This window comes from Pseudomonas sp. GL_139_B (assembly GCF_057834475.1).
Genome location: NZ_CM174403.1, coordinates 4590732 through 4616804, shown reverse-complemented (window position 1 = coordinate 4616804; position 26073 = coordinate 4590732). Strand labels below are relative to the sequence as shown.

Sequence of the window (26073 nt, the reverse complement as noted above, 5' to 3'; positions counted from 1 at the left end):
GTCACTATGTCGTCTAAACATGATGAGTCCCAGACCGACCTGATTCGTGGCAAGCACGTTACCGCTTTCGACGTCTGGGCGCTGCCCAGTTTCGACCCTTTCGTGCCAGAGCCCGAGCCTGAACCTGAACCCGAGCCACCGGAGATGGAAGAGGTGCCGCTGGACGAAGTCCAGCCACTGACCCTCGAAGAACTCGAAGCAATTCGCCAAGAGGCCTACAACGAAGGCTTCGCCGTGGGCGAGAAAGAAGGTTTTCACAGCACCACGCTCAAGGTTCGCCAGGAAGCCGAAGCGGCGCTGGCGCCGAAGATTGCCGGTCTTGAGCAATTGATGGTCAACCTGTTTGAGCCTATCGCCGAGCAGGACACCTTCATTGAGCGGTCCATGGTCGACCTCGTGCAGCACATCACCAAACAAGTGATTCAGCGCGAACTGGCCATTGACTCGACGCAGATCGAACACGTCATGCGTGAAGCGCTCAAGCTCCTGCCGTTGGGCGCGGGCAATGTGCGCCTGTACATCAATCCGCAGGACTTCGAACAAGTCAAAGCCCTGCGCGAACGCCATGAAGAAACCTGGCGCATCGTCGAAGACGAGTCATTGTTGCCCGGCGGTTGTCGGGTTGAAACGGAACACAGTCGCATCGACGCCACCGTCGAAACCCGCGTCGCCCAAGTCATGGCCAAGCTGCTTGATCAGTTGCATGATCAGGCGTTACACCCGTCTGCGCCGGATTTGAGCCTGGAAGTGCCTGTCGACGAAAAACCTGCTGTCGAGCCGGATCTGGACAACCCCGATGCGCCTTGATCGCACCAGCTTCGCCAAGCGCCTGGGTGGATACGTGGAGGCCACGAAGCTTGCTGGCGCGCCGGTTCTGGAAGGCCGCTTGCTGCGCATGGTCGGCCTGACCCTCGAAGCTGAAGGCTTGCGTGCTGCCATGGGCAGCCGCTGCATCGTTATCAACGACGACAGCTACCACCCGGTGCAGGTCGAAGCCGAGGTCATGGGTTTCTCCGGCAGCAAAGTCTTCCTGATGCCCGTCGGCAGTGTTGCCGGCATTGCCCCCGGTGCCCGTGTGGTTCCGCTGGCCGATACCGGCCGCTTGCCAATGGGCATGAGCATGCTGGGGCGGGTGCTTGATGGCGCCGGTCGTGCGCTGGACGGCAAAGGCGGGATGAAAGCCGAAGACTGGGTGTCGATGGACGGTCCCACCATCAACCCGCTCAAGCGTGAACCGATCAGCGAACCACTGGACGTGGGGATTCGCACCATCAACGGATTGTTGACGGTCGGTCGCGGCCAGCGGCTCGGGTTGTTCGCCGGTACCGGTGTCGGTAAATCGGTACTGCTGGGCATGATGACTCGCTTCACCGAGGCCGACATTATCGTGGTCGGGCTGATCGGTGAGCGGGGTCGAGAGGTCAAGGAATTCATCGAGCACAGCCTCGGGGCAGAAGGCCTCAAGCGTTCCGTGGTCGTGGCCTCGCCGGCGGACGATGCGCCGCTGATGCGTCTGCGCGCGGCGATGTACTGCACACGCATCGCCGAGTATTTCCGCGACAAGGGCAAGAACGTCCTGTTGCTCATGGATTCCTTGACCCGTTTCGCCCAGGCCCAGCGGGAAATCGCTCTGGCCATTGGCGAACCCCCGGCCACCAAGGGGTATCCGCCGTCGGTATTCGCCAAGTTGCCAAAATTGGTAGAGCGCGCCGGTAACGCCGAGAAAGGCGGTGGTTCGATCACGGCGTTCTACACCGTGTTGTCCGAAGGCGATGATCAGCAGGACCCGATTGCCGATGCCGCGCGCGGCGTGCTCGACGGGCACATCGTGTTGTCGCGCCGACTGGCTGAAGAGGGTCATTACCCGGCCATCGACATCGAAGCGTCCATCAGCCGGGTTATGCCGTCGGTGGTCAGCCCTGAGCACATGACCCGCGCGCAGATGTTCAAGCAGTACTGGTCTCGCTATCAGCAGAGTCGCGATTTGATCAGTGTCGGTGCTTATGTGCCGGGCGGTGATCGTGAAACCGATACGGCGATTTCCCTCCAGCCGGCCATGGTCACTTATCTGCGTCAGGGTTTGAACGACAACATCGGCATGGGCGCCAGCGTCAACCATCTCGCTTCCATCTTCGCTCCGGCAGCGGGCGGCTAACCGACCATGGCCGTGAGTCGAGCCGCGCGCCTGGCGCCGGTGGTGGACATGGCCGAAAAGGCCGAAAAAACCGCCGTCCTGCGCCTCGGGCATTTTCAGGGGCAGGTGCGTGTGGCAGAAAGCAAGCTCGCCGACCTTGAAGCCTTTCGCCTCGAATACCAGGAACAATGGATCGTGCGCGGCAGCAGCGGTGTTTCCGGTCAGTGGTTGCTGGGGTATCAAGGTTTTCTGGCGCAACTGGGCACAGCCATCGATCAGCAGCGACAGAGCCTGAACTGGCACCAGAACAACTTGAACAAGGCACGCGACACCTGGCAGCAGGCGTTCGCCCGTGTCGAAGGCTTGCGAAAACTGGTACAGCGTTACAAGGATGAGGCGCAGCAGTTGGAAGACAAACGCGAGCAAAAATTGCTGGATGAGTTGTCACAGCGCTTGCCCAGGCATGATCCGTATTGAGCAATCCTTGCGCCTTGCTCCCCTCTCTCTCAAGTGCTAAACCTTGTGCAGCACGTTACCCGATGACAAGGAAGCCGTTAAATGACAGTCGAAGCAGAAATATCTCAGGACGGGAAACAACTTACGATCTCGGTCAGAGGACGATTCGATTTCACCAAGCATCTGGCATTTCGTGAGTCTTACGAGCGCGAAGACGGCAAGATACCGAAGTCGGTGGTGGTCGACTTGAAAGACGCCACTTACCTCGATAGCTCGGCACTGGGCATGTTGCTCCTGCTGCGCGATCACGCAGGCGGAGACAGGTCCGATATTCGCGTGGTCAACACCAGTTCGGATGTGAGGAAGATCCTCGCCATTTCCAATTTCGACAAGCTGTTCCACATCAGTTGACTGCCATTCAGTCACTTGAGCCCCTGACGATCCTCATCGCCGAAGACAGCGCGGCCGATCGCATGCTGCTGTCTCGTATCGTCAGTCGCCAGGGACATGAAGTGTTGACGGCTGCCCATGGTGCCGAGGCGGTCGATACGTTTCGCCAGCAACGACCGCACCTGGTGTTGATGGACGCCATGATGCCGGTGATGGACGGTTTCGAGGCCGCGCGGCAGATCAAGTTGCTGGCCGGGGAAACCTTGGTCCCCATCATTTTCCTGACCTCGCTCAGCGAAAGCGAAGCCTTGGCCCGGTGCCTGGAGGCTGGCGGCGATGACTTTCTGGCAAAGCCCTACAACCCGGTCATTCTCGCGGCGAAGATCAAGGCGATGGATCGCTTGCGCCGCTTGCAATCCACCGTGCTGCAGCAGCGTGACCTGATCGCCAAACATCACGAGTATTTGCTCAATGAGCAGCGGGTGGCCAAGGCGGTATTCGACAAGGTCGCGCATTCCGGCTGTCTGAGTGCGCCGAACATCCGCTACCTGCAATCGCCTTATGCGCTGTTCAACGGCGATCTGCTGTTGGCCGCTTTCACCCCGGCTGGCGATATGCATGTGCTGTTGGGCGACTTCACCGGCCATGGTTTACCAGCGGCCGTGGGCGCCATGCCACTGGCCGAAGTCTTCTACGGCATGACGGCCAAGGGCTACGGTTTGCCTGAAACCCTGCGTGAGATGAACGCCAAGCTCAAACGCATCCTGCCGGTGGACATGTTCTGCTGCGCCACTTTGCTGTGTCTGAGTTTTCAACGACGCTCGGTGGAAGTCTGGAATGGCGGAATGCCGGATGGTTATCTGCACACCATCGCCACGGGTGAGCGCCAGCCGCTGACAGCGCGCCATCTGCCGCTGGGCGTGTTGAGCCCGCACACCTTCGATGACCGCACCGAAGTGTTCCCGATGGCCGTCGGGGATCGAGTGTTCCTGCTGTCCGACGGGGTCATCGACACGTGTGATAGTGACGAGCAATTGTTTGGCGTGGAGCGGTTGCGGCAGGTGTTTGCGGCCAATCGTCAGCCTGACGCACTCTTTGAAGAAGTCGAGCAGGCCCTGCGGGATTTTGGCGGCGAAGCCCGCGATGACGTGAGCATGGTAGAGGTCAGTCTGCTGGAGGCGGCGCAATTGCCCCGGCCTGCGCTGGTGTACTCTGACAGCGGGCAGTCTTGTCCGCTGGACTGGTCGGCCAGTTTTGAATTCCGCGCCGCGACCCTCAAACGTTTCAATCCGTTGCCCTACCTGTTGCAGTTACTGCTTGAGGTTCACGGGTTGCGGGCTCAAAGCGGCGCACTCTACAGTGTGCTTGCGGAGCTTTATTCCAATGCGCTGGAGCATGGCGTGTTGGGTCTGGATTCAAGCCTGAAGCGCGATGCTTTGGGCTTTGCGCGCTATTATCTTCAGCGCAACGACCGGCTGGAGGCGTTGCAGGACGGTTATGTGCGGGTGCATTTGCAGGTCACGCCAAAAGGCAAGGGCGGTTGCCTGACAGTCCGGGTTGAAGACAGTGGCAAGGGATTTGACGTGGCCCGGGTGCTGGCGCGACCGCTTGATGGTGTTCGTTTGTCGGGCCGTGGCATCAGCCTTGTTCGCCAGTTGGGCCGTAATGCGAGTTGGTACGATAATGGGCGCAGTGCACGCGTGGAGTTTTTCTGGGAGGCTCTGGCATAATCCACGCATTCTTGATCAGGGAGCGAGCAAGTGACTGACACACATCTGGACTGTGACATGCTGAGCGCGTTGCAGGAAATTATGGGAGACGGGTATCCAGAATTGCTCGATACCTTTCTCGCCGATTCCGAAGAGCGCTTGAGTCTACTGCGGCAGGCTGACGATGCCGAACAGTTAGGCGCCACTGCGCACAGTTTCAAGGGCAGCAGCAGCAATATGGGCGCCGTTCGCCTGGCTGCGCTGTGCCATGAGCTGGAGCAGCATGCCAAGCAAAAAAATTTGGCAGAGATTGAAAAACTGGTTCAAAACATCGACGGCGAGTTCGCCATCATCCGACCGCTTTATGAGGCTGAAAGGCAGCGGTCTCTGTCCGGGTAATCCGACCATTCGGTGCTTTTAACGCCACTTTGGTCATGCTGGCCCGACCCTTGCAGTCAACTCACTCAACTGTACCTACGATCCCAGTGCAGCGGAGACCGTTTTATGCCCGTTACCCCCAATACACTTCTTCAGGCCAGCCCAGCGGCCAAGACGCTTGCCGCCTCTGCCAATACCCCGGCGGTGGCTGCTGAGTCAGGGGACAAGGCGCCCAGCTTCGCTAAGGTTTATGCCAATCAGGCTCAGGGCAAGCCTGCTGCGGGCGTGAATAAATCCGCCACGTCGGCAACTGACACCGCTGCACAAGACACTGAAAAATCCGAAGTCAGCAGCGATAACGCTGCCACCCCGGAACCTGCGGTTGCCGATAGCGGCAATTCCTTGCCCGCCGAAAAACCGGCGCCGGCCGAGGATGACAGCGATCTCGCGCCGGATACCATTGAGGCGCCGGTGGTCGACACCACCCCAATGGATCCGTCCCTTGCGCCGGCCTTGATGGCGGCAGTGCAACCGCAGGTCGCGGTGCCTGTAGCTCCTGTAGCTGCCGTTTCTGCGCAAGCCACTGCAACCACCGACAGCGACTTCGATCCTGAAGCCGACCCGCTCGATGCGCTGCCAGCAGTGCGTTTGGCGATGGAGCAAAGTGGTCACGTTTCCGCTTCCAGTCAGGCCCAGCCCAAAGCCTCTGCGACCCAGGCCCAGGCTGACAGCGAACCGACCCTGACGCAGAGCTTTGCTGCCGGTATGGCGAGCATGATTGATCTGCAAACCGACAAGGACAGCACCAGCCATGGCGGCGAGAAAGCGTTCAGCGGTCTGATCGATGACGGCCTGAAAGACCTGAAGTCCGCCAGTAGTGATACCCGTGTTGATGACTTCGCCAACCGTCTGGCGGCATTGACTCAAGCGGCCACGCCTAAAACGGCCAACGCGTTACCTGTGAATCAGCCAATCGCCATGCATCAGAGTGGCTGGACCGAAGAAGTGGTCAACCGCGTCATGTACCTCTCCAGCGCCAACCTCAAGGCGGCTGATATTCAGTTGCAACCGGCCGAGCTGGGTCGGCTCGACATTCGGGTGAACATGGTTCCGGACCAGCAGACCCAAGTCATCTTCATGAGCGCCCATCCAGGCGTTCGCGAAGCGCTGGACAGCCAGATGCATCGCCTGCGGGACATGTTCGCGCAGCAGGGCATGGGGCAGGTGGATGTCAACGTGTCTGATCAGTCGCGGGGCTGGCAAGGTCAGGGCCAGGATCAGGCGCAACAGGGGCAGGCTGGTCGCACCAGCGCCAGCGGTGGTCGCGTCGACTCGATGGATGAAGAGCTTGCACCGACTGTGGCTGAAGTGGCGCAAGCCGCTACCAGCGTGATTGGCTCCAGCGCGGTCGATTACTACGCCTGATAAAAACGCTATCCCCCTGTGGGAGTGAGCCGGCTCGCGAAAGCGGTGTATCAGCCAACAACTCTGTTGGATGTGACGCTGCCTTCGCGAGCAGGCTCGCTCCCACATTTGTTTTTGTGATGTCCCTTAAATCCCCGCCCAACACCCTCCCGACACTTCTGGCATAACACTTGCTCTTGCCTTGCCGTGCGACTGTGAAAACCCGAATAGTGACGGATTATTGGCATGGCGAAGAGCGACGCTGCAGTAAAAGACCCCGCAACCAAAGGCAAAATCAAGCTGATCATTTTGATCGTGGTGGCCTTATTGCTGGCGATCGGCATGTCCGTGGGGGCGACCTGGTTCTTCATGCATAACGCCCAGAGCAAGCCTGCTGCGGTGGAAGCCGCAGTGGTCGGCAAGCAGCCCGCGATTTTTGAGCCCATGGCTCCGGCCTTCGTGGCTAACTTCAACCAGAATGGCCGCCAGCGCTACATGCAGGTGAGCATCACCCTGCAGGGTCGCAATCAGGCCGATCTGGAAGCGCTCAAAGTGCACATGCCGGTGATTCGCAACAACCTGGTCATGCTGTTCTCCGGTCAGGATTTCACCGCCCTGGCCACGCCGGTTGGCCAGGAGATGTTGCGTCAGAAGGCCACGGCCAGCGTGCAGGAAGTGGCGCAGAAAGAGCTCGGCAAAGTGGTGATCGAACAGTTGCTTTTCACTAATTTCGTACTGCAGTAGGAACACGACATGGCCGTGCAGGACCTGCTGTCCCAGGATGAGATCGATGCGCTGTTGCATGGCGTCGACGATGGTCTGGTACAGACCGATGACGTTGCTGAACCCGGCAGCGTCAAAAGCTACGACCTGACCAGCCAGGATCGCATCGTTCGCGGACGCATGCCGACCCTGGAGATGATCAACGAGCGCTTCGCCCGTTACACCCGCATCAGCATGTTCAACATGCTTCGCCGCTCGGCGGACGTTGCCGTCGGTGGTGTGCAGGTGATGAAGTTTGGCGAATACGTGCACTCACTGTACGTACCGACCAGCCTTAACCTGGTCAAGATCAAGCCGTTGCGCGGTACCGCACTGTTCATCCTCGACGCCAAGTTGGTGTTCAAACTGGTGGACAACTTCTTCGGCGGCGATGGCCGTCACGCCAAGATCGAGGGGCGTGAGTTCACCCCGACCGAGCTGCGCGTAGTGCGCATGGTGCTGGAGCAGGCCTTCGTTGATTTGAAGGAGGCCTGGCAGGCGATCATGGAAGTGAACTTCGAGTACATCAACTCGGAAGTGAACCCGGCCATGGCCAACATCGTCGGTCCGAGCGAAGCCGTTGTAGTGTCCACGTTCCACATCGAACTCGATGGCGGTGGCGGCGATCTGCACGTGACCATGCCGTACTCGATGATCGAGCCTGTGCGCGAAATGCTCGACGCCGGTTTTCAGTCGGACCTCGACGATCAGGACGAGCGCTGGGTCAATGCCCTGCGTCAGGACGTGCTGGATGTCGACGTGCCAATCGGTGCCACGGTTGCCCGTCGCCAGTTGCGCTTGCGCGACATCCTGCACATGCAGCCGGGGGACATTATCCCGGTCGAGATGCCGGAAGAGATGATCATGCGCGCCAACGGCGTGCCTGCTTTCAAGGTCAAGATGGGCTCGCACAAAGGCAACCTCGCGTTGCAAGTGATCGAGCCGATCGAGCGCTGATGACCGGCGCTCAACCCCTTTGTTTCAACAGACTGCCACTTCCTGAATTTTTGCCCGCCGAGGACAAATGATGAACGACGATATGAACGCCATGGACGACCAGGCACTGGCTGATGAATGGGCCGCAGCCCTGGAAGAAACCGGTGACGCCGGTCAGGCCGATATCGACGCCTTGCTGGCTGCCGATCGCGCTGGCTCGTCGTCCAACCGTCTGCCGATGGAAGAGTTCGGTAGCGTGGCGAAAAGCAAAGATCCGGTGAGCCTGGAAGGTCCGAACCTGGACGTAATCCTCGATATCCCGGTTTCGATTTCCATGGAAGTGGGCAGCACTGACATCAACATCCGTAACCTGCTGCAACTCAATCAAGGGTCGGTGATCGAGCTCGATCGCCTGGCCGGCGAGCCGCTGGATGTACTGGTCAACGGCACGCTGATCGCTCACGGCGAAGTGGTTGTGGTCAACGAAAAGTTCGGCATTCGCCTGACCGACGTGATCAGCCCAAGCGAACGCATCAAGAAGTTGCGCTAAGTGAAAAAGGTTCTGGGTTTTGTGCTGTCGATGCCGTTCAGTGTGCTGGCTGCCGAGCCGGTAGCGACCGCTACTGCGGCGGCCGCGCCGGCGGTCAGCACTGGCGTGGCCGGGCAATTGACGCAATTGGTATTCGGCTTGCTGTTGGTGTTGGGATTGATCTTCTTCCTCGCCTGGCTGTTACGCCGGGTCCAGCAGGCCGGGCCGGCCGGCAAAGGGCAGGTGATCGAACTGATCGGTTCTCGCGCGCTGGGTCCTCGCGACCGTTTGATGCTGGTCCAAGTCGGCAACGAGCAGATCCTGCTCGGCCTCAGCCCCGGCACCATCACCGCGTTGCACGTGCTCAAGGAGCCGGTGCAAGTGCCGGGCGGAACTGAAAAAGCCACTCCGGAGTTTGCTCAGCGTCTATTGGAGATGCTCGGCAAGGATCAGAAGGATAAGAAGTAATGGGTGCGTTACGCATCGTCTTGACGCTGGTCCTGATGCTGGCCGCGCCGCTGGCGTTCGCCGCCGATCCGTTGTCGATCCCGGCGATCACCTTGGGCACCAACGCCAATGGCGCTCAGGAATATTCGGTCAGCCTGCAAATCCTGCTGATCATGACCGCGCTGAGTTTCATTCCGGCGTTCGTCATGCTGATGACCAGCTTCACCCGGATCATCATCGTCTTCTCGATCTTGCGTCAGGCCCTGGGCCTGCAGCAGACGCCGTCGAACCAGATCCTCACGGGTATGGCGCTGTTTCTGACGCTGTTCATCATGGCGCCGGTGTTTGACCGGGTGAATCAGGATGCCTTGCAACCGTATCTGGCGGAAAAACTCACCGCACAGGATGCTGTGGCCAAGGCTCAGGTGCCGATCAAGGACTTCATGCTGGCGCAAACGCGCAGCAGCGATCTTGAGTTGTTCATGCGCCTGTCCAAGCGTACCGACATCGCCTCGCCGGATCAGGCGCCACTGACCATTCTGGTGCCGGCGTTTGTCACCTCCGAGCTGAAAACCGCGTTCCAGATCGGCTTTATGATCTTCATTCCGTTCCTGATCATCGACCTGGTCGTGGCCAGTGTGCTAATGGCGATGGGCATGATGATGCTCTCGCCACTGATCATTTCCCTGCCATTCAAGATCATGCTGTTCGTGCTGGTGGATGGCTGGGCGTTGATCATCGGCACCCTGGCGAGCAGCTTCGGCGGTGTGTCGCCATGACGCCGGAAGTCGCGGTAGACATCTTTCGCGAAGCGCTGTGGCTGACCACCATGATGGTCGCCGTGCTGGTGATTCCCAGTCTGTTGGTCGGCCTGCTGGTGGCGATGTTCCAGGCCGCCACGCAGATCAACGAACAGACCCTGAGCTTCCTGCCGCGCCTGCTGGTCATGCTGGTGACGCTGATCGTTGCCGGCCCATGGCTGGTGCAGACGTTCATGGAATACATCCTGCAGCTGTACGGCAGTATTCCTCAGGTCATCGGCTAAATCATGCCGTCGCTGTTGCAGCTGACCGACACTCAGATCAGTACCTGGGTGGCGACGTTCATGTTGCCGCTGTTTCGCATCGGCGCGTTGCTGATGGTCATGCCGGTGTTCGGTACGTCTCTTGTGCCCAAGCGCGTTCGTTTGTACTTCGCGCTGGCGATCACCGTGGTGATTGCGCCGGGCCTGCCGCCGATGCCGCCGGTGAATGCGCTGGACTTGAGCGGGCTGCTGCTGATTGCCGAGCAGATCCTGATTGGTGCGGTGCTGGGTTTTTCCTTGCAGTTGTTCTTTCAGGCCTTCGTGGTCGCCGGGCAGATCGTTTCCATTCAGATGGGCATGGGCTTCGCGTCGATGGTCGACCCCACCAACGGCGTTTCGGTGGCGGTGATCGGGCAGTTCTTCACCATGTTGGTGACGCTGTTGTTCCTGTCCATGAACGGGCATCTGGTGGTCTTCGAAGTCCTCACTGAAAGCTTCACCACCCTGCCGGTTGGCAGCGGGTTGTTGGTCAATCATTTCTGGGAGCTGGCCGGCAAGCTTGGCTGGGTCCTGGGGGCTGCGTTGTTGCTGGTACTACCGGCGATCACGGCGCTGTTGGTGGTCAACATCGCGTTTGGAGTGATGACCCGAGCCGCGCCGCAGTTGAATATTTTCTCTATCGGTTTCCCGCTGACCCTGGTGCTCGGGCTGTTCATTGTCTGGGTCGGGCTGGCGGACATCATTAATCAGTATCAACCGCTGGCCACCGAGGCCCTGCAGTTTTTACGCGAACTGGCACGGGCGCGCTGAGTCATGGCTGAGAGCGAAAGCGGTCAGGACAAAACAGAAGACCCCACGGATAAACGCAAAAAGGACTCCCGGGACAAGGGTGATGTTGCCCGCTCCAAGGAGCTCAACACTCTGGCGATCATGCTCGCCGGAGCCGGCGCGCTGCTGATTTTTGGTGGTGCCCTGGCGCAGGAAATGATGGAGCTGATGCGCATGAACTTCACGCTCTCGCGGGAAGTGATTCTGGATCAGCGCAACATGGGCAGTTTCCTGCTGCATTCGGGGCAGATTGCGCTGGTCGCGATTCAGCCAGTGATGATTACCTTGCTACTGGCCGCGTTGATCGGCCCGATTTCCCTCGGTGGCTGGTTGTTCGCGGCGGGCTCGATGTCGCCGAAATTCAGTCGCATGAACCCCGGCGCGGGGCTGAAACGGATGTTCTCGGCCAAGGCCATCGTCGAGCTGCTCAAGGCGCTGGCGAAGTTTCTGATCGTGCTGTTCGTGGCGCTCGCCGTGCTGTCTTCCGACATCGACGACTTGATGCGCATCGCGCACGAGCCGTTGGAGATGGCGGTCATTCACAGTCTGCAAGTGGTCGGCTGGAGCACCTTGTGGATGGCCTGCGGGCTGATCATCATCGCCGCCGTCGATGTGCCGGTGCAGCTATGGGAGAGCCACAAGAAACTGCTGATGACCAAGCAGGAAGTACGCGACGAGCACAAGGATCAGGAAGGGCGGCCCGAGGTCAAACAGCGCATTCGCCAGTTGCAGCGCGAGATGTCACAACGGCGGATGATGGCGGCGATTCCCGAGGCCGACGTGGTTATCACCAACCCGACGCACTATGCCGTGGCCCTCAAATACGACCCCGACAAAGGCAGCGCGCCGGTGCTGCTGGCCAAAGGTAGCGACTTCCTGGCCTTGAAAATCCGTGAAATCGCCGTGGCCAACGACGTGCTGCTGCTCGAATCGCCAGCGCTGGCGCGTTCGATCTACTACTCCACTGAGCTGGAACAGGAAATTCCTGGCGGGCTGTACCTGGCGGTTGCTCAGGTGTTGGCCTACGTCTACCAGATCCGCCAGCACCGCGCGGGCAAAGGCAAACCGCCTGAGCCGCTCAAGGGTGATTTGCCGATTCCGCCGGATTTGCGTCGCGATTCTTGATTATCGTTATTTCACTGAGTCGGGGCTTTCGGGGAGTGATGGTCTGTTAAGGCGTGAACAAAAAATGGTCCAGTCCAATCCAGTCGGATGCACTGGTTTGAATTTCAATTCGAGTAATTCCCGTCGCTGCAAACTCGAGCATATGAGCGTCGTGCCAAGATTGGCTAAACTGACTCTGCCCCAACAACTGATTGGCTGCGTTGTAATAAAACGCTGTTATGGGTGAGCTATTTACCCATGTGTGCCAAAAGCTGACCTTGGAGTAGGCTGATTTAAGATCAAGTCTGCAGCGTTGCACTCCTTGATCTTGGTAGCAGATGTTCAGTAGGTGTCCGGCACGTTTTCCAGGTAGAACCGGGTAATACACTGGTGTCGCGGAAAGTGCCACGATTCCCATTTTTCCGATACCTGAGAGAAATGTGATTGCCATGCTGGGAAATTCGATTCGCTGACCTTGTGTAATAAGTTGTGTTGGCTTGTCATCAAAGTTTTCAGACAAGATCGGTGCGCTTTCGCCCATTCTCAGCCTCAGTACTTTCGAAAACATCAAGTTCTGCCCGCTGCCCGATTTATAAACGCTGTAATTGATCCAGATATCGATGCCCTTATTCTCGGCAATCCAATATGCGGGGAGTGTGAAAGTCGGAGTAACGCCAGTCTGCACATCGCGCTCGTCACTGTCCCATGTGGTTTTGCCGGTGGCGCGTATGCGAACGGTGTATCCGGTTACCATGCCCGCATAGCTGACACTGAGGGTTTTTTGATCGCTCGACAGGGTCGGCGCAACTAGATCGAACGCTTGGGGATCGATACGCAACAGCAGATAGTCAGAATAAATCAGTGGAGTGTCTGGTGCGGTGCGCACGGTGTAGTAAACCTTGACCGTATGGCCGATGGCATCAATGACTTCAATGCGTGGAATACGGATATCGATAACCCCCGGCGTACCGACGGTCACCACCTCTGAATGATAGAGATGTCGAGGGTTTTCCCAAGTCATGCGAACTGTGTGACCCCGAGCCATGCCGGTGTAATGGGGGACTTGAGCGGTAATGTACTCGGCGTGGTAAACGCTATCAAAATCGAGTCGATCGCCGACGGCACCATAGGCTTCGAGTACTTTCGGATTTGCTGGATCTAGAGGGGTAGAAGTTGAGTGCATGAGGATTCTCCAGTTTGGCATAGTGCCCGGTTTAAAGAGCTGCTTTATCTGGCCTTTAACGTGCTGCGCCGACTACTGTCAGATGTGACAGTTGCGATCAGCGGTCTCGCACTTTTATCGAGCCGTCCGGCAAAGCCTCTGCACCACCTGTCAGTTCTGACAGTAGACAATCGGTGCTATCAAGTGCTGTCCTTGCCTTGGTAATTCTCCCGGCAATGTCCCTTCAGTTGCAGCTCTGTTCATTCGGCGCGAACGTCAGGGATCTATGCCTGTGTCAGGTCTTGGAGGCTGCAATCATGGAAGCGCAACCGTTTAAAAAGCTGCAAGGCATGGAGATGGAGTTTGTCTCGGGAGCGTTGGACGCGTATCCACGTGATCGGGCAATCGGTTACTCCGTCACGTTTAAATTGATGCTGGATTTCACGCATTTTGTGCAGATGGCAAATGTCTTCATTCCGGGCTATCTGGCAGAGCCGACTAACGCGATTCGTCCTGAATTGGGAGGGCTGGCTTATCACAATACCTACAGTCCGTTTAACGGTGCTGCCGGGAAAATCATCAACAACGCAAAGCTCTTCGAACTCTTCACGAATCCGGATTCATACATGGAAGGCTGGATCAGCGCGGCGATGGAAAGGCGCTATCACAGGCCGCAATTCAAAATAGAGGGAGACCTGATGTTTGTAACCGCCAGGCAGGATTTTCGGTGGGAAGATCCTGAGCGGCAAATCGCGATCAAAGATCTTGGGATCATCCCCTTTCATTGGGCGCTGACCCTGATAGAACAAATCAAGAAGGAACCTGAAATAGTAACCCCCGTTTCTATCGTGACGCTCATGTATACGCAGGAAGAGTCTGTGGTCGTCGACGGTGTCGCAGTGCTCAAGGGGGCACGCTACATCAATGGCAAGACGTTGAGTTTTGGTCCGATCACTGACAAACAGGTTCTGACCGCGGGATAATCAATCGAATCGTCCCTCGGCAGCTGCAACAAACCCCAACCGATCTCTCTATTTAACGCCTTGGCAAAAGTTGGAAGGCTTCTTGCAGTAGCCGCCCTGCGCCTGCTTCAGGCGTCAAAAGTTTGCTTTAAAGGAACGGGGAAAACCGGTGGATCGCTCTCAGTTATTCAACACTGCCCGCACAAACGTTGCCGACTTGAGTCGGGGCAATCTGGGTGTGCCGTTGTTGTTGCTGGTCATGCTGGCCATGATGATGCTGCCGGTGCCGCCGTTCCTGCTCGACGTGTTCTTCACCTTCAACATTGCGCTGTCGATCGTCGTTTTGCTGGTCTGCGTCTACGCCTTGCGACCGCTGGATTTTGCGGTGTTTCCGACCATTCTGCTGGTGGCGACACTGTTGCGACTGGCGCTGAACGTGGCCTCCACGCGAGTGGTGATGCTCCACGGTCAGGACGGTCATGCCGCCGCCGGTAAGGTGATCCAGGCCTTCGGTGAAGTGGTGATTGGCGGTAACTACGTGGTCGGTATCGTGGTCTTCGCCATTTTGATGATCATCAACTTCGTCGTGGTGACCAAGGGTGCGGGGCGGATTTCCGAGGTGAGCGCGCGTTTCACCCTCGATGCGATGCCCGGCAAGCAGATGGCAATCGACGCCGATTTGAACGCCGGCCTGATCGATCAGAACCAGGCCAAACTGCGCCGGATGGAAGTGGCCCAGGAAGCCGAGTTCTACGGTTCCATGGACGGTGCCAGTAAATTCGTGCGCGGTGACGCCATCGCCGGCCTGCTGATTCTGTTTATCAACCTGATCGGCGGCATGGCGGTCGGTATCTTCCAGCACAACATGAACTTCGCCGATGCCGGCAAGGTTTACGCGCTGCTGACCATCGGCGACGGTTTGGTGGCGCAATTACCATCACTGCTGTTGTCCACCGCGGCGGCGATCATGGTGACCCGTGCTTCCGGTTCGGAAGACATGGGCAAGCAAATCAACCGCCAGATGTTCGCTTCGCCAAAAGCACTGGCCGTCGCAGCGGGTTTGATGGCGGTGATGGGCCTTGTGCCGGGCATGCCGCACTTCTCCTTCTTGAGCATGGCGGCTGTCGCCGCCGGTGGCGCGTACCTGTTCTGGAAGAAGCAGAATGTGATCAAGGTCCAGGCCCAGCAAGAGATCAAGCGTCAGCAGGAACTGCTGCCTTCTCCAGCCCGCGCCATGGAGACCAAGGAGCTTGGCTGGGATGACGTCACGCCAATCGACATGATTGGTCTGGAAGTCGGCTATCGCCTGATTCCACTGGTGGACCGCAACCAGGGCGGTCAATTGCTGGCGCGGATCAAGGGCGTACGCAAGAAGTTGTCCCAGGACCTGGGTTTCCTGATGCCGACTGTGCATATCCGTGACAACCTCGACCTGGCACCGAGTGCCTATCGCCTCACGTTGATGGGGGTGATCCTGGCAGAGGCAGAGATTTACCCGGACCGCGAGCTGGCAATCAACCCGGGGCAGGTCTACGGCACGCTAAATGGCATAACCGCCAAAGATCCGGCTTTTGGGTTGGAGGCGGTCTGGATCGAGATCAGCCAGCGCGCGCAGGCGCAATCCCTTGGTTACACCGTGGTCGATGCCAGTACGGTCGTGGCCACTCACTTGAACCAGATTCTGTACAAGCACTCCAGCGAACTGATCGGTCACGAAGAAGTCCAGCAACTCATGCAATTGCTGGCCAAAAGCTCGCCTAAATTGGCTGAGGAGTTGGTGCCGGGCGTGGTTTCGCTCTCGCAGTTGCTCAAGGTGTTGCAGGCGCTGTTGGCCGAGCAGGTGCCTGTGCGAGACATTCGCAGCATCGCCGAGGCGATCGCCAACAATGCCGCCAAGAGTCAAGATACTGCCGCTCTGGTGGCCGCTGTGCGCGTCGGCGTATCTCGCGCAATCGTCCAAAGCATTGTAGGCACTGACTCCGAGCTTCCAGTGATCACTCTGGAACCAAGGTTGGAACAGATATTGCTCAATAGTCTGCAGAAGGCAGGACAAGGCTCGGAAGAGGGCGTTCTGCTGGAGCCAAGCATGGCTGAGAAATTGCAGCGTTCGTTGATCGATGCCGCGCAGCGTCAGGAAATGCAAGGTCAACCGGTGATTCTGCTGGTGGCCGGCCCGGTTCGCGCCATGTTGTCGCGATTCGGCCGACTGGCAGTCCCGGGTTTGCATGTGTTGGCTTACCAGGAAATTCCTGACAACAAGCAAGTGACCATCGTTGCGACAGTAGGGCCCAACGGCTGAGGTAGTGGTTTATGCAAGTTAAGCGTTTTTTCGCCGCCGATATGCGTCAGGCCATGAAACTGGTTCGTGATGAGCTGGGCGCTGATGCCGCCATTATCGGCAATCGCCGGATCGCTGGTGGTGTCGAGTTGACGGCTGCGCTGGATTACAAATTGTCGGCGCTGGCCCCGCGTGTTCCGAACATGGAACTCGAGGATGAGCTGCGCAAGACCCAGTCGCGCATCGTGACTGCACAGGCCGAATTGAGCCTGCGTGGCGATGGCGAAACCGAAGGCGACAAGACCACCAATCGCCAGTTGTTCGCCGGCCTGCCACTCACGGCTGCCGAGCCGCTGATCGAACCGACCTACGCCGAACCGCGTCGCGCGCAACCCGCCCCGGCACCTGCCGCCGGTGGCGTTGACCCACGTGCGTTCGACTCGATGCGTTTCGAGCTCAATAGCCTGCGCGAACTGATGGAAGTTCAACTTGGCTCGCTGGCCTGGAATCAGCTGCAAGGCAGCCGCCCGGACCAGGCCAACCTTTGGCGTCGCCTGCAACGTATTGGGCTGTCCGGTCCGTTGTCCCGCGATTTGTTGGCTAAGATTCCCGACATTGATGAGCCTCGTCAGGCTTGGCGCATGTTGCTGGCGCATTTGGCGCGGATGATTGCCACACCGGAAATCGAGCCACTGGAAGAGGGGGGCGTGATTGCCATGGTCGGTCCTGCCGGCATGGGCAAGACCACCACCCTGGCCAAGCTCGCCGCCCGCTACGTGCTGAAATACGGCGCGCAGAATATCGCACTGGTGAGCATGGACAGCTTTCGCATTGGCGCCCAGGAGCAGCTCAAGACGCTCGGGCGGATTCTCAATGTGTCGGTGACGCACGTCGATCCGGGGCAGTCTTTGGTACAGGCGCTGGAGCCACTGTTGCGCAAACGCGTGGTGTTGATTGATACGGCGGGCCTTCAGGCCAGCGATCCGGCACTGCGTATGCAACTCGAAAGCCTGGCCGGACGGGGCATCAAATCAAAGAATTATCTGGTGTTGGCGACCACCAGCCAGAAACAGGTTCTAACCGCCGCTTATCATAGTTACAAGCGTTGCGGGCTCGCGGGCTGCATCCTGACTAAACTGGATGAAACGGCAAGTCTGGGCGAGGTGTTAAGCCTGGCGATCAGTCATGAATTACCGGTGGCTTACCTGACTGATGGCCCGCGGATCCCGGATGATTTGCATCTGCCGCGTCGTCATCAGTTGGTCAGCCGCGCCGTCAGCGTGCAAATGCAGGAAGAACCCAGCGAAGAAGCCATGGCTGATATGTTCGCTGACATTTACCACAGTCCGACCAAACAGGTCGGCTAAGGTAGTAATGAACAGTTTTTGTACCTACATCGATGGCCTGCCATGCATTGTTCCTTTAGCGAACGCGCAGCCAGTAATGTGGCCTCCGTCTATGCAAGACAAGGTAAAGAAATAACATGGGCAGCATGCATCCCGTACAGGTGATCGCGGTGACCGGCGGCAAAGGTGGCGTCGGCAAGACTAACGTGTCAGTGAATTTGTCACTGGCCCTGGCCGAGCTCGGCCGTCGCGTCATGTTGTTGGACGCTGACCTGGGCCTGGCGAATGTCGACGTCCTGCTGGGACTGACACCCAAACGTACCCTGGCTGACGTGATCGAAGGCCGCTGCGAGCTGCGCGACGTTCTGTTGCAGGGCCCAGGCGGTATTCGAATCGTTCCGGCGGCCTCCGGCACACAGAGCATGGTTCACCTGAGCCCGGCTCAGCACGCCGGCTTGATTCAGGCCTTCAGCGACATCGGCGACAACCTCGACGTCCTGGTGATCGATACTGCTGCGGGTATAGGTGACTCGGTCGTCAGTTTTGTTCGCGCCGCGCAGGAAGTCTTGCTGGTGGTCTGCGACGAGCCGACCTCGATCACTGACGCCTACGCGCTGATCAAACTGCTTAACCGCGATTACGGCATGAACCGCTTCCGCGTCCTGGCCAACATGGCCCAGAGCCCGCAAGAAGGTCGCAACCTGTTCGCCAAGTTGACCAAGGTCACCGATCGCTTCCTTGACGTCGCCCTGCAGTACGTCGGCGCAGTGCCTTACGACGAAAGCGTGCGTAAGGCCGTGCAGAAGCAGCGCGCCGTTTATGAAGCCTTCCCGCGTTCCAAGTGCGCCCTGGCGTTCAAGGCCATTGCGCAGAAAGTCGATACCTGGCCATTGCCTGCCAACCCGCGTGGGCACCTGGAGTTTTTTGTCGAGCGCCTCGTGCAGCAGACCGCGGGACCCGTCCTATGACAGCCAGTGGCTACAACCTCTACAAGATGTCGGCACGTGACGCGCAGTACGAGCTGATCGAGCGTTACGCGCCACTGGTCAAACGCATTGCTTACCACTTGCTGGCCCGTCTGCCAGCCAGTGTTCAGGTTGAAGACCTGATCCAGGCCGGGATGATCGGCCTGCTTGAGGTATCAACCAAATACGACGCCAGCAAAGGCGCGAGTTTCGAGACGTACGCGGGCATACGAATCCGCGGCGCCATGCTCGATGAAGTGCGCAAGGGGGATTGGGCACCGCGTTCGGTTCACCGAAATACCCGCATGGTCAGTGACGCAATTCGCTCTATTGAAGCTAAAACCGGCCGTGACGCTAAAGATCACGAGGTTGCGGCCGAACTCCAATTGAGTCTCGACGATTATTACGGGATTTTGAACGACACCCTGGGCAGCCGCTTATTCAGTTTCGACGATCTGTTGCAGGACGGCGAACACGAAGGGCTGCACGAGGATGGCGCGAGTGCTCATCTCGAGCCGTCACGCGATCTGGAAGATGAACGCTTCCAGGCAGCGCTGGCGGACGCGATTGCCAATTTGCCGGAGCGTGAGCGACTGGTGTTGGCGCTGTACTACGACGAAGAGTTGAATCTCAAGGAAATCGGTGAGGTCCTGGGGGTCAGCGAATCGCGGGTCAGCCAGTTACACAGCCAGTGCGCGGCCCGTTTGCGGGGGCGTTTGGCAGAGTGGCGAGCGCGCTGAAGGCAGTGTGGGGACACTGCGAACGAGGCTGGTGCGGGTTTGAACGGCACCGGTCGCGATCTGTTGTGCTCCAGACAGTCATCGAATGCATCGCCGGATTGATTGAAATGGCGCGTCCAGGTGCTGGGCGCGTTTAAGACTGCTTGGAGGTCGAATTGGACAAGAACATGAAAATCCTCATCGTTGATGACTTCTCAACGATGCGGCGGATCATAAAAAACCTGTTGCGTGACCTTGGGTTCACCAACACGGTCGAGGCCGACGATGGCACTTCTGCCATTCCGGTTCTCAACAGCGGAAGCATCGACTTTCTGGTGACCGACTGGAACATGCCTGGCATGACCGGTATCGACTTGCTGCGCCACGTGCGCGCCGATGAAAAGCTCAAGCACCTGCCGGTGCTGATGGTGACGGCTGAAGCCAAGCGCGAGCAGATCATCGAAGCGGCCCAGGCCGGTGTAAACGGCTATGTCGTCAAACCCTTCACGGCCCAGGCGTTGAAAGAAAAAATCGAGAAGATTTTCGAACGCATCGGTTGATCCACTGCGCCACGGGGGAGCTATGGAGCATAAAGAGTCTTCTATGGGCGATTTTGAATCGACCCTGAAAAAACACGCAGTCGAACTGGTCGAGAGTCTTGAAAAAGGCAGGTTCGGCGAAGCTGTGCAATTGATCCATGAGCTCAATCAGACCCGTGACCGCGGCCTGTACCAGGAAGTGGGCAAGCTCACTCGCGAGCTGCACAGCGCGATCGTCAATTTCCAGATTGACCCGAACATGCCGCAAGCCGAGGAGGTGTCACAGATCACGGACGCCACCGAGCGCCTGGGGTATGTGGTCAAGCTGACCGAGGCCGCGGCCAACCGCACCATGGACCTGGTGGAAAACGCCACGCCGTTGGTCAATAGTCTGGCTGACGAAGCCCAGGCGTTGAGCACGGATTGGGGGCGGTTCATGCGCCGCGAAGTCGGCGCTGAAGAGTTCCGCGAACTGGCCCGCCGGATCGACGGTTTCCTGGCACGCAGCACCGAAGACAACCGCAGGGTGTCGAGCAACCTCAACGACATCCTGCTGGCTCAGGATTACCAGGACCTCACCGGTCAGGTCATCAAGCGCGTGACCCAATTGGTCACCGAAGTTGAAAGCAACCTGCTCAAGCTCGTACTCATGGCCAGCCAGGTAGACCGCTTTGCGGGTATCGAACATGACCGTGAATCGATGCTGGCCGAAAAAGATCCACAAAAACATCTCTCTCAGGGTGAAGGTCCGCAGATTCATGCCGATAAAAGAGAAGACGTTGTGTCCGGTCAGGACGATGTGGACGATTTGCTATCCAGTCTTGGATTTTAGGTTCAGGTTTTTAGACCTTTAGGAGCACCCCCTTAATGAGCTTCGGCGCCGATGAAGAGATCCTTCAGGATTTCCTGGTTGAGGCCGGCGAGATTCTAGAGCAACTGTCCGAACAGCTGGTCGAGCTTGAAAGCCGACCGGATGATGCGGACCTGCTCAATGCAATTTTTCGCGGTTTTCACACTGTAAAAGGGGGCGCCGGCTTCCTCCAGCTCAATGAGCTGGTGGAGTGCTGCCACATCGCCGAGAACGTGTTCGACATCCTGCGCAAGGGTGAGCGTCGCGTTGATTCGGAACTGATGGACGTGGTCCTTGAAGCGCTGGACGCGGTGAACAGTATGTTCAGCGAAGTCCGCGAGCGCAGTCCGGTTACGGCTGCGACACCTGAACTGCTGGCGGCTCTGGCCCGTCTGGCCGAGCCGCAAACGGCTGATGAACAAGCATCGGTTGCCGACGTGGCGCTTGCACCTGGCGCTGACAGTGAATCGGACGACATCACCGATAACGAATTCGAACAACTGCTGGACTCGCTGAACGCCGTCAAGGCTGAGGCCGAAGCTCCGGCTACTGCGCCAACGCCGGTCAACAGTGCCGCTGCCAGCGACGAAATCACCGATCATGAGTTCGAGTCGTTGCTCGACCAGCTGCACGGTAAAGGCCAATTCGCTGTCGATGCGTTGATTGCTGCGCCAGCCACACCTGCTGCCCCGAAAACAGCAGGCGACAGTTGCGACATTACCGACGACGAATTTGAAGCACTGCTCGACCAGTTGCACGGCAAAGGCAACTTTGCGGTGGATGCGCTGGAGTCGGCCATTGCTTCGGTGTCGGTGCCGGCTGCGCCAACCGCCGCCGCGGCGGGCAGCGATTTGATCTCCGATCACGAGTTCGAAGCGCTGCTCGACGAGTTGCACGGCAAAGGCAAGTTCAGCGAAGTCGGCACGGGTTCTGCCACCGCTTCCGTCGCGGCCCCAGCCGCCAAGGCGGTCGCCCCGGCACCGGTTGCCAAGGCGCCCGAGCCCAAAGCTGAAACGCCGAAACCGGTTGCCGCCGCCGCGCCGGCCCCGGCCCGTGCTCCGGCAGCACCGCCACCGGAAAAAACAGCCAGCGAAGCCGAGACCACCGTGCGAGTCGATACCGCGCGCCTCGACGAAATCATGAACATGGTCGGCGAATTGGTACTGGTGCGTAACCGCCTGGTTCGCCTGGGTGCCAACAGTGCTGATGAGGCCATGTCCAAGGCAGTATCGAACCTTGACGTAGTCACGGCCGACCTGCAAACCGCGGTCATGAAGACCCGGATGCAACCGATCAAGAAGGTCTTTGGGCGCTTCCCGCGTCTGGTTCGCGACTTGGCTCGCCAGCTCAAGAAAGAAATCAACCTGGAACTGGTCGGCGAAGAAACCGACCTCGACAAGAACCTCGTCGAGGCTCTGGCTGACCCGCTGGTCCACTTGGTGCGGAACGCGGTCGACCACGGCATCGAGTCGCCGGAAGAACGCGAAGCTTCGGGCAAGTCCCGTGGCGGCAAGGTAGTCCTCGCGGCGGAACAGGAAGGCGACCACATCCTGCTGTCGATTTCCGATGACGGCAAAGGCATGGACCCGAATGTCCTGCGCTCCATCGCGGTAAAACGCGGTGTGATGGACAAGGATGCAGCGGATCGCTTGAGCGACACCGAGTGCTACAACCTGATTTTCGCGCCAGGCTTCTCGACCAAAACCGAGATATCCGACGTGTCGGGTCGTGGCGTGGGCATGGACGTGGTGAAAACCAAGATCTCCCAGCTCAACGGATCGATCAACATTTACTCAGCCAAGGGCCAGGGTTCGAAGATCGTCATCAAGGTCCCGTTGACCCTGGCGATCATGCCGACGCTGATGGTCATGCTCGGCAACCAGGCGTTTGCATTCCCGCTGGTGAACGTCAACGAGATCTTCCACCTCGACCTGTCGACCACCAACGTGGTGGACGGCCAGGAAGTGGTCATTGTGCGCGACAAGGCGCTGCCACTGTTTTACCTCAAGCGCTGGCTGGTCAGCTCCGCCGCTCACGAAGAGCAGCGCGAAGGCCATGTGGTGATCCTTTCGGTGGGCACACAACGGATCGGCTTTGTCGTCGACCAGTTGGTGGGCCAGGAAGAAGTGGTCATCAAGCCATTGGGCAAAATGCTCCAGGGAACCCCGGGCATGTCGGGCGCCACCATCACCGGTGACGGTCGTATTGCGCTGATTCTCGATGTTCCGAGCATGCTCAAGCGTTACGCCACGCGGCGTATTTGATTCTGGTGGAGCGGGGCGACTGAGGCCCCGCTGCGTCTAATGGAGTGTTTATGGCAGTCAAAGTCCTGGTGGTGGACGATTCGGGGTTTTTCCGCCGCCGCGTCTCGGAAATTCTTTCAGCGGATTCGAATATCCAGGTCGTCGGTACGGCGACCAACGGAAAAGAGGCGATCGATCAAGCCCTGGCCCTCAAGCCGGACGTGATTACCATGGACTACGAGATGCCCCTGATGGACGGCATCACGGCTGTTCGACACATCATGCAGCGCTGCCCGACGCCGGTATTGATGTTCTCGTCACTGACCCACGAAGGCGCCCGGGTCACCCTCGATGCGCTGGACGCCGGCGCCGTCGATTTTCTGCCGAAGAATTTCGAAGACATCTCCCGTAACCCGGAGAAGGTCAAGCAACTGCTGTGCGAGAAGATTCTGAGCATTTCGCGCAGTAACCGTCGTGCCAATACCTACAGCGCACCGGCCCCTGTCGCCGTACCAGTCCCGACGCCAGCGCCTGTGCCTGCAAGCGTCAGCAGTTACGGCAGCAGCGCACCGTCGCGCCCAGCGCCGGCACCGATACCGGCCCGCACGCACGCCCCTGCGCCGTCCGCCCACTCGTCGCCCGCACCGAAACGCAAAGCCTACAAATTGGTTGCCATCGGCACGTCCACCGGCGGTCCGGTTGCGCTGCAACGGGTCCTGACCCAGTTGCCGGCCAACTTCCCGGCGCCGCTCGTGTTGATCCAGCACATGCCTGCGGCATTCACCAAAGCCTTCGCCGAACGCCTGGACAAGCTCTGCCGTATCCGCGTCAAGGAGGCCGAGGATGGCGACATCCTGCGTCCTGGCCTGGCGTTGCTGGCCCCGGGTGGCAAGCAAATGATGATCGACGGCCGTGGCGCGGTGAAAATCCTGCCCGGCGACGAGCGTCTCAATTACAAACCGAGTGTGGACATCACTTTCGGTTCGGCCGCCAAGTCCTACGGCGACAAAGTTCTGGCGGTGGTGCTGACCGGCATGGGCGCCGACGGTCGCGAAGGTGCTCGCCTGCTCAAGCAGAGCGGCAGTGCGATCTGGGCTCAGGATGAAGCCAGTTGCGTGATCTACGGCATGCCGATGGCCATCGTCAAAGCCGACCTCGCGGACGCGATCTACGGGTTGGAAGATATTGGCAAGCACCTGGTCGAGGCCTGTATCTGATGGATGTTTTAAGCCTTATCGGCATCATCATGGCGTTCGTCGCCATCATTGGCGGCAACTACCTTGAAGGCGGCCACCTCGGCGCGCTGGCCAACGGCCCGGCGGCGTTGATCGTCCTCGGTGGGACTGTCGGCGCAGCGTTGCTGCAATCGCCGATGAGCGCCTTCAAGCGTGCCATGCAAATCCTTGGCTGGATTCTGTTTCCGCCTCGCGTTGACCTGGCTGGTGGCATTGATCGCGTGGTGAACTGGAGCCTGACCGCCCGCAAGGAAGGTTTGCTCGGCCTGGAAGGGGTGGCCGATGCCGAACCCGACAACTACTCGCGCAAAGGCTTGCAACTGTTGGTTGACGGAGCCGAACCGGAATCGATTCGCAGCATTCTGGAAGTGGATTTCTACACCCAGGAAAGCCGTGATATCGAAGCCGCCAAAGTCTTCGAAAGCATGGGTGGCTACGCGCCAACCATCGGCATCATCGGTGCGGTGATGGGCCTGATCCACGTCATGGGCAACCTGGCCGATCCCTCCCAGCTGGGCAGCGGCATTGCCGTGGCCTTCGTCGCCACCATCTATGGCGTGGCCAGTGCCAACCTGGTGTTGCTGCCGATTGCCGCCAAGCTCAAGTCCGTTGCCTTGCGCCAGTCGCGTTATCGGGAAATGTTGCTGGAAGGGATCCTGTCGATCGCGGAAGGTGAAAACCCTCGCTCTATCGAGTTGAAGCTTCAGGGCTTCATGGATTGATGAGGGGGTAATGGATTATGGCTCGTCGTCGCCAACCTGAGGAACACGTCAATCACGAACGCTGGCTGGTGTCCTACGCGGATTTCATAACCTTGCTGTTCGCGTTCTTCGTCGTCATGTACTCGATCTCGTCGATCAACGAAGGCAAGTACAAAGTCATCTCGCAAGCGTTGATCGGGGTCTTCACCGACGCTGATCGCTCCCTCAAGCCGATCCCGATCGGCGAAGAGCGGCCGATGAGCGTGACGCCGGCCAAGCCATTGGTGAAGGACAGCGAGCAGGTCGATGCCGGCGTCGCTGGTTCCAGCGATCCGCTGAAAAGCATCGCCGATGACATCAGTGCGGCATTCGGTGACCTGATTAGCTCCAACCAGATGACCGTGCGTGGCAACGAGTTGTGGGTTGAGATCGAGCTCAATTCCAGCCTGTTGTTCGGCAGCGGCGATGCCATGCCCAGTGACATCGCGTTCAACATCATCGACAAGGTGGCCCGGATCCTGAAGCCGTTCGACAACCCGATTCATGTCGAAGGCTTTACCGACGATCAGCCGATCCGCACCGCGCAGTACCCGACCAACTGGGAGCTGTCCTCAGCCCGTTCCGCGAGCGTCGTGCGCATGCTCGCGATGCAGGGCGTAAACCCCGGGCGTCTGGCGTCCGTGGGCTACGGCGAATTCCAGCCGGTGGCCAATAACGCCACGGCTGAAGGTCGAGCGCGCAACCGTCGTGTGGTGCTGGTGGTTTCGCGCAATCTCGATGTACGCCGCAGCCTGACCGGCACCGGTACCGCACATGCGCAACCGGATGCCGCGTTGAAGCGGGCTGGCACACAAACTGCACCGACCCCGGTCAAGTCGCCGGGACGAGAGAGCGCCGTCAATTCTCCGTCACCCGCATTAACACGTTGAGCTATTTCCCGGTCGACCCTGTCAACCGGGCGGAACCTTTCGA

At 58.8% G+C, this 26073-nt stretch carries 27 protein-coding genes; 26 read left to right on the top strand and 1 reads right to left on the bottom strand.

The genetic code is table 11. The features are described from left to right. The first annotated feature begins 6 nt into the window (after positions 1–6). From fliH to flhB, 15 genes are all read left to right on the top strand, one after another. A complete protein-coding gene (gene fliH, locus AC3ISI_RS21125; protein ID WP_489333638.1) occupies positions 7–807 on the top strand; it encodes a flagellar assembly protein FliH in 801 nt (266 codons plus the stop codon). After that, the gene (fliI, locus tag AC3ISI_RS21120; RefSeq protein ID WP_489333637.1) at positions 797–2155 is read left to right on the top strand and encodes a flagellar protein export ATPase FliI; all 1359 of its coding nucleotides are present in this window, start codon (positions 797–799) and stop codon (positions 2153–2155) included. The genes fliH and fliI overlap by 11 nt, the downstream gene beginning before the upstream one ends. A gap of 6 nt (positions 2156–2161) precedes the next feature. Next, positions 2162–2611, top strand: a complete 450-nt coding sequence (gene fliJ / locus AC3ISI_RS21115; RefSeq protein ID WP_489333636.1) for a flagellar export protein FliJ — start codon at positions 2162–2164, stop codon at positions 2609–2611. An 81-nt stretch (positions 2612–2692) separates the two neighbouring features. Beyond that, entirely contained in the window at positions 2693–3001 is a 309-nt protein-coding gene (locus AC3ISI_RS21110) for an STAS domain-containing protein (RefSeq protein WP_489333635.1), read from the top strand. Positions 3002–3006: 5 nt separating this feature from the next. After that, positions 3007–4710: an ATP-binding SpoIIE family protein phosphatase gene (locus AC3ISI_RS21105; RefSeq protein ID WP_489337762.1), complete on the top strand. Its 1704-nt coding sequence runs from the start codon at positions 3007–3009 to the stop codon at positions 4708–4710. A gap of 30 nt (positions 4711–4740) precedes the next feature. Continuing rightward, positions 4741–5088, top strand: coding sequence for an Hpt domain-containing protein (locus AC3ISI_RS21100; protein ID WP_489333634.1), 348 nt, complete (start codon positions 4741–4743; stop codon positions 5086–5088). Between the two features lie 105 nt (positions 5089–5193). After that, positions 5194–6492 carry a flagellar hook-length control protein FliK gene (locus tag AC3ISI_RS21095; RefSeq protein WP_489333633.1) on the top strand — a complete coding sequence of 433 codons (1299 nt, stop codon included), beginning with the start codon at positions 5194–5196 and terminating at the stop codon, positions 6490–6492. A gap of 225 nt (positions 6493–6717) precedes the next feature. Continuing rightward, positions 6718–7215, top strand: a complete 498-nt coding sequence (gene fliL, locus AC3ISI_RS21090; RefSeq protein ID WP_489333632.1) for a flagellar basal body-associated protein FliL — start codon at positions 6718–6720, stop codon at positions 7213–7215. A 9-nt stretch (positions 7216–7224) separates the two neighbouring features. Further along, on the top strand, positions 7225–8190 hold the full coding sequence (gene fliM, locus AC3ISI_RS21085) for a flagellar motor switch protein FliM (protein WP_489333631.1): 966 nt from the start codon (positions 7225–7227) through the stop codon (positions 8188–8190). A gap of 70 nt (positions 8191–8260) precedes the next feature. Further along, positions 8261–8719, top strand: a complete 459-nt coding sequence (gene fliN / locus AC3ISI_RS21080; protein WP_411741852.1) for a flagellar motor switch protein FliN — start codon at positions 8261–8263, stop codon at positions 8717–8719. Further along, a complete protein-coding gene (gene fliO / locus AC3ISI_RS21075) occupies positions 8720–9166 on the top strand; it encodes a flagellar biosynthetic protein FliO (protein WP_489333630.1) in 447 nt (148 codons plus the stop codon). Further along, positions 9166–9924, top strand: a complete 759-nt coding sequence (gene fliP, locus AC3ISI_RS21070; protein WP_489333629.1) for a flagellar type III secretion system pore protein FliP — start codon at positions 9166–9168, stop codon at positions 9922–9924. Before fliO ends, fliP begins: the two co-directional genes overlap by 1 nt. Then, the gene (fliQ, locus tag AC3ISI_RS21065) at positions 9921–10190 is read left to right on the top strand and encodes a flagellar biosynthesis protein FliQ (protein WP_007948918.1); all 270 of its coding nucleotides are present in this window, start codon (positions 9921–9923) and stop codon (positions 10188–10190) included. The genes fliP and fliQ overlap by 4 nt, the downstream gene beginning before the upstream one ends. Positions 10191–10193: 3 nt before the next feature. Next, on the top strand, positions 10194–10979 hold the full coding sequence (gene fliR / locus AC3ISI_RS21060; protein ID WP_489333628.1) for a flagellar biosynthetic protein FliR: 786 nt from the start codon (positions 10194–10196) through the stop codon (positions 10977–10979). Between the two features lie 3 nt (positions 10980–10982). Then, entirely contained in the window at positions 10983–12122 is a 1140-nt protein-coding gene (flhB, locus tag AC3ISI_RS21055; protein ID WP_489333627.1) for a flagellar biosynthesis protein FlhB, read from the top strand. A 46-nt stretch (positions 12123–12168) separates the two neighbouring features. Here the strand turns inward: flhB and AC3ISI_RS21050 are convergent, their stop codons facing one another. Then, a complete protein-coding gene (locus AC3ISI_RS21050; protein WP_489333626.1) occupies positions 12169–13284 on the bottom strand; it encodes a hypothetical protein in 1116 nt (371 codons plus the stop codon). A 296-nt stretch (positions 13285–13580) separates the two neighbouring features. Between AC3ISI_RS21050 and AC3ISI_RS21045 the strand changes: the two genes are divergently transcribed. The 11 genes from AC3ISI_RS21045 (at position 13581) to motD (ending at position 26030) form a co-directional block, all read left to right on the top strand. Then, positions 13581–14246 carry a hypothetical protein gene (locus AC3ISI_RS21045; protein ID WP_489333625.1) on the top strand — a complete coding sequence of 222 codons (666 nt, stop codon included), beginning with the start codon at positions 13581–13583 and terminating at the stop codon, positions 14244–14246. A 148-nt stretch (positions 14247–14394) separates the two neighbouring features. Then, positions 14395–16524 carry a flagellar biosynthesis protein FlhA gene (gene flhA / locus AC3ISI_RS21040; protein ID WP_489333624.1) on the top strand — a complete coding sequence of 710 codons (2130 nt, stop codon included), beginning with the start codon at positions 14395–14397 and terminating at the stop codon, positions 16522–16524. Positions 16525–16535: 11 nt separating this feature from the next. Then, positions 16536–17870, top strand: coding sequence for a flagellar biosynthesis GTPase FlhF (gene flhF / locus AC3ISI_RS21035; protein ID WP_489333623.1), 1335 nt, complete (start codon positions 16536–16538; stop codon positions 17868–17870). Between the two features lie 116 nt (positions 17871–17986). Beyond that, a complete protein-coding gene (fleN, locus tag AC3ISI_RS21030) occupies positions 17987–18817 on the top strand; it encodes a flagellar synthesis regulator FleN (RefSeq protein ID WP_003222917.1) in 831 nt (276 codons plus the stop codon). Next, positions 18814–19554, top strand: a complete 741-nt coding sequence (gene fliA, locus AC3ISI_RS21025) for an RNA polymerase sigma factor FliA (protein WP_489333622.1) — start codon at positions 18814–18816, stop codon at positions 19552–19554. The genes fleN and fliA overlap by 4 nt, the downstream gene beginning before the upstream one ends. Positions 19555–19721: 167 nt before the next feature. Beyond that, on the top strand, positions 19722–20093 hold the full coding sequence (locus AC3ISI_RS21020) for a chemotaxis response regulator CheY (protein ID WP_489333621.1): 372 nt from the start codon (positions 19722–19724) through the stop codon (positions 20091–20093). 22 nt (positions 20094–20115) lie between these two features. Next, on the top strand, positions 20116–20904 hold the full coding sequence (locus AC3ISI_RS21015; protein WP_489333620.1) for a protein phosphatase CheZ: 789 nt from the start codon (positions 20116–20118) through the stop codon (positions 20902–20904). Between the two features lie 35 nt (positions 20905–20939). Next, entirely contained in the window at positions 20940–23186 is a 2247-nt protein-coding gene (locus AC3ISI_RS21010) for a chemotaxis protein CheA (RefSeq protein WP_489333619.1), read from the top strand. A 50-nt stretch (positions 23187–23236) separates the two neighbouring features. Further along, positions 23237–24382, top strand: coding sequence for a protein-glutamate methylesterase/protein-glutamine glutaminase (locus AC3ISI_RS21005; protein ID WP_489333618.1), 1146 nt, complete (start codon positions 23237–23239; stop codon positions 24380–24382). After that, positions 24382–25122 (top strand): flagellar motor protein, encoded by a 741-nt coding sequence (locus tag AC3ISI_RS21000; RefSeq protein ID WP_489333617.1) that lies wholly within the window; start codon positions 24382–24384, stop codon positions 25120–25122. The genes AC3ISI_RS21005 and AC3ISI_RS21000 overlap by 1 nt, the downstream gene beginning before the upstream one ends. A gap of 17 nt (positions 25123–25139) precedes the next feature. After that, positions 25140–26030, top strand: a complete 891-nt coding sequence (gene motD, locus AC3ISI_RS20995; RefSeq protein ID WP_489333616.1) for a flagellar motor protein MotD — start codon at positions 25140–25142, stop codon at positions 26028–26030. Positions 26031–26073: the final 43 nt, after the last annotated feature.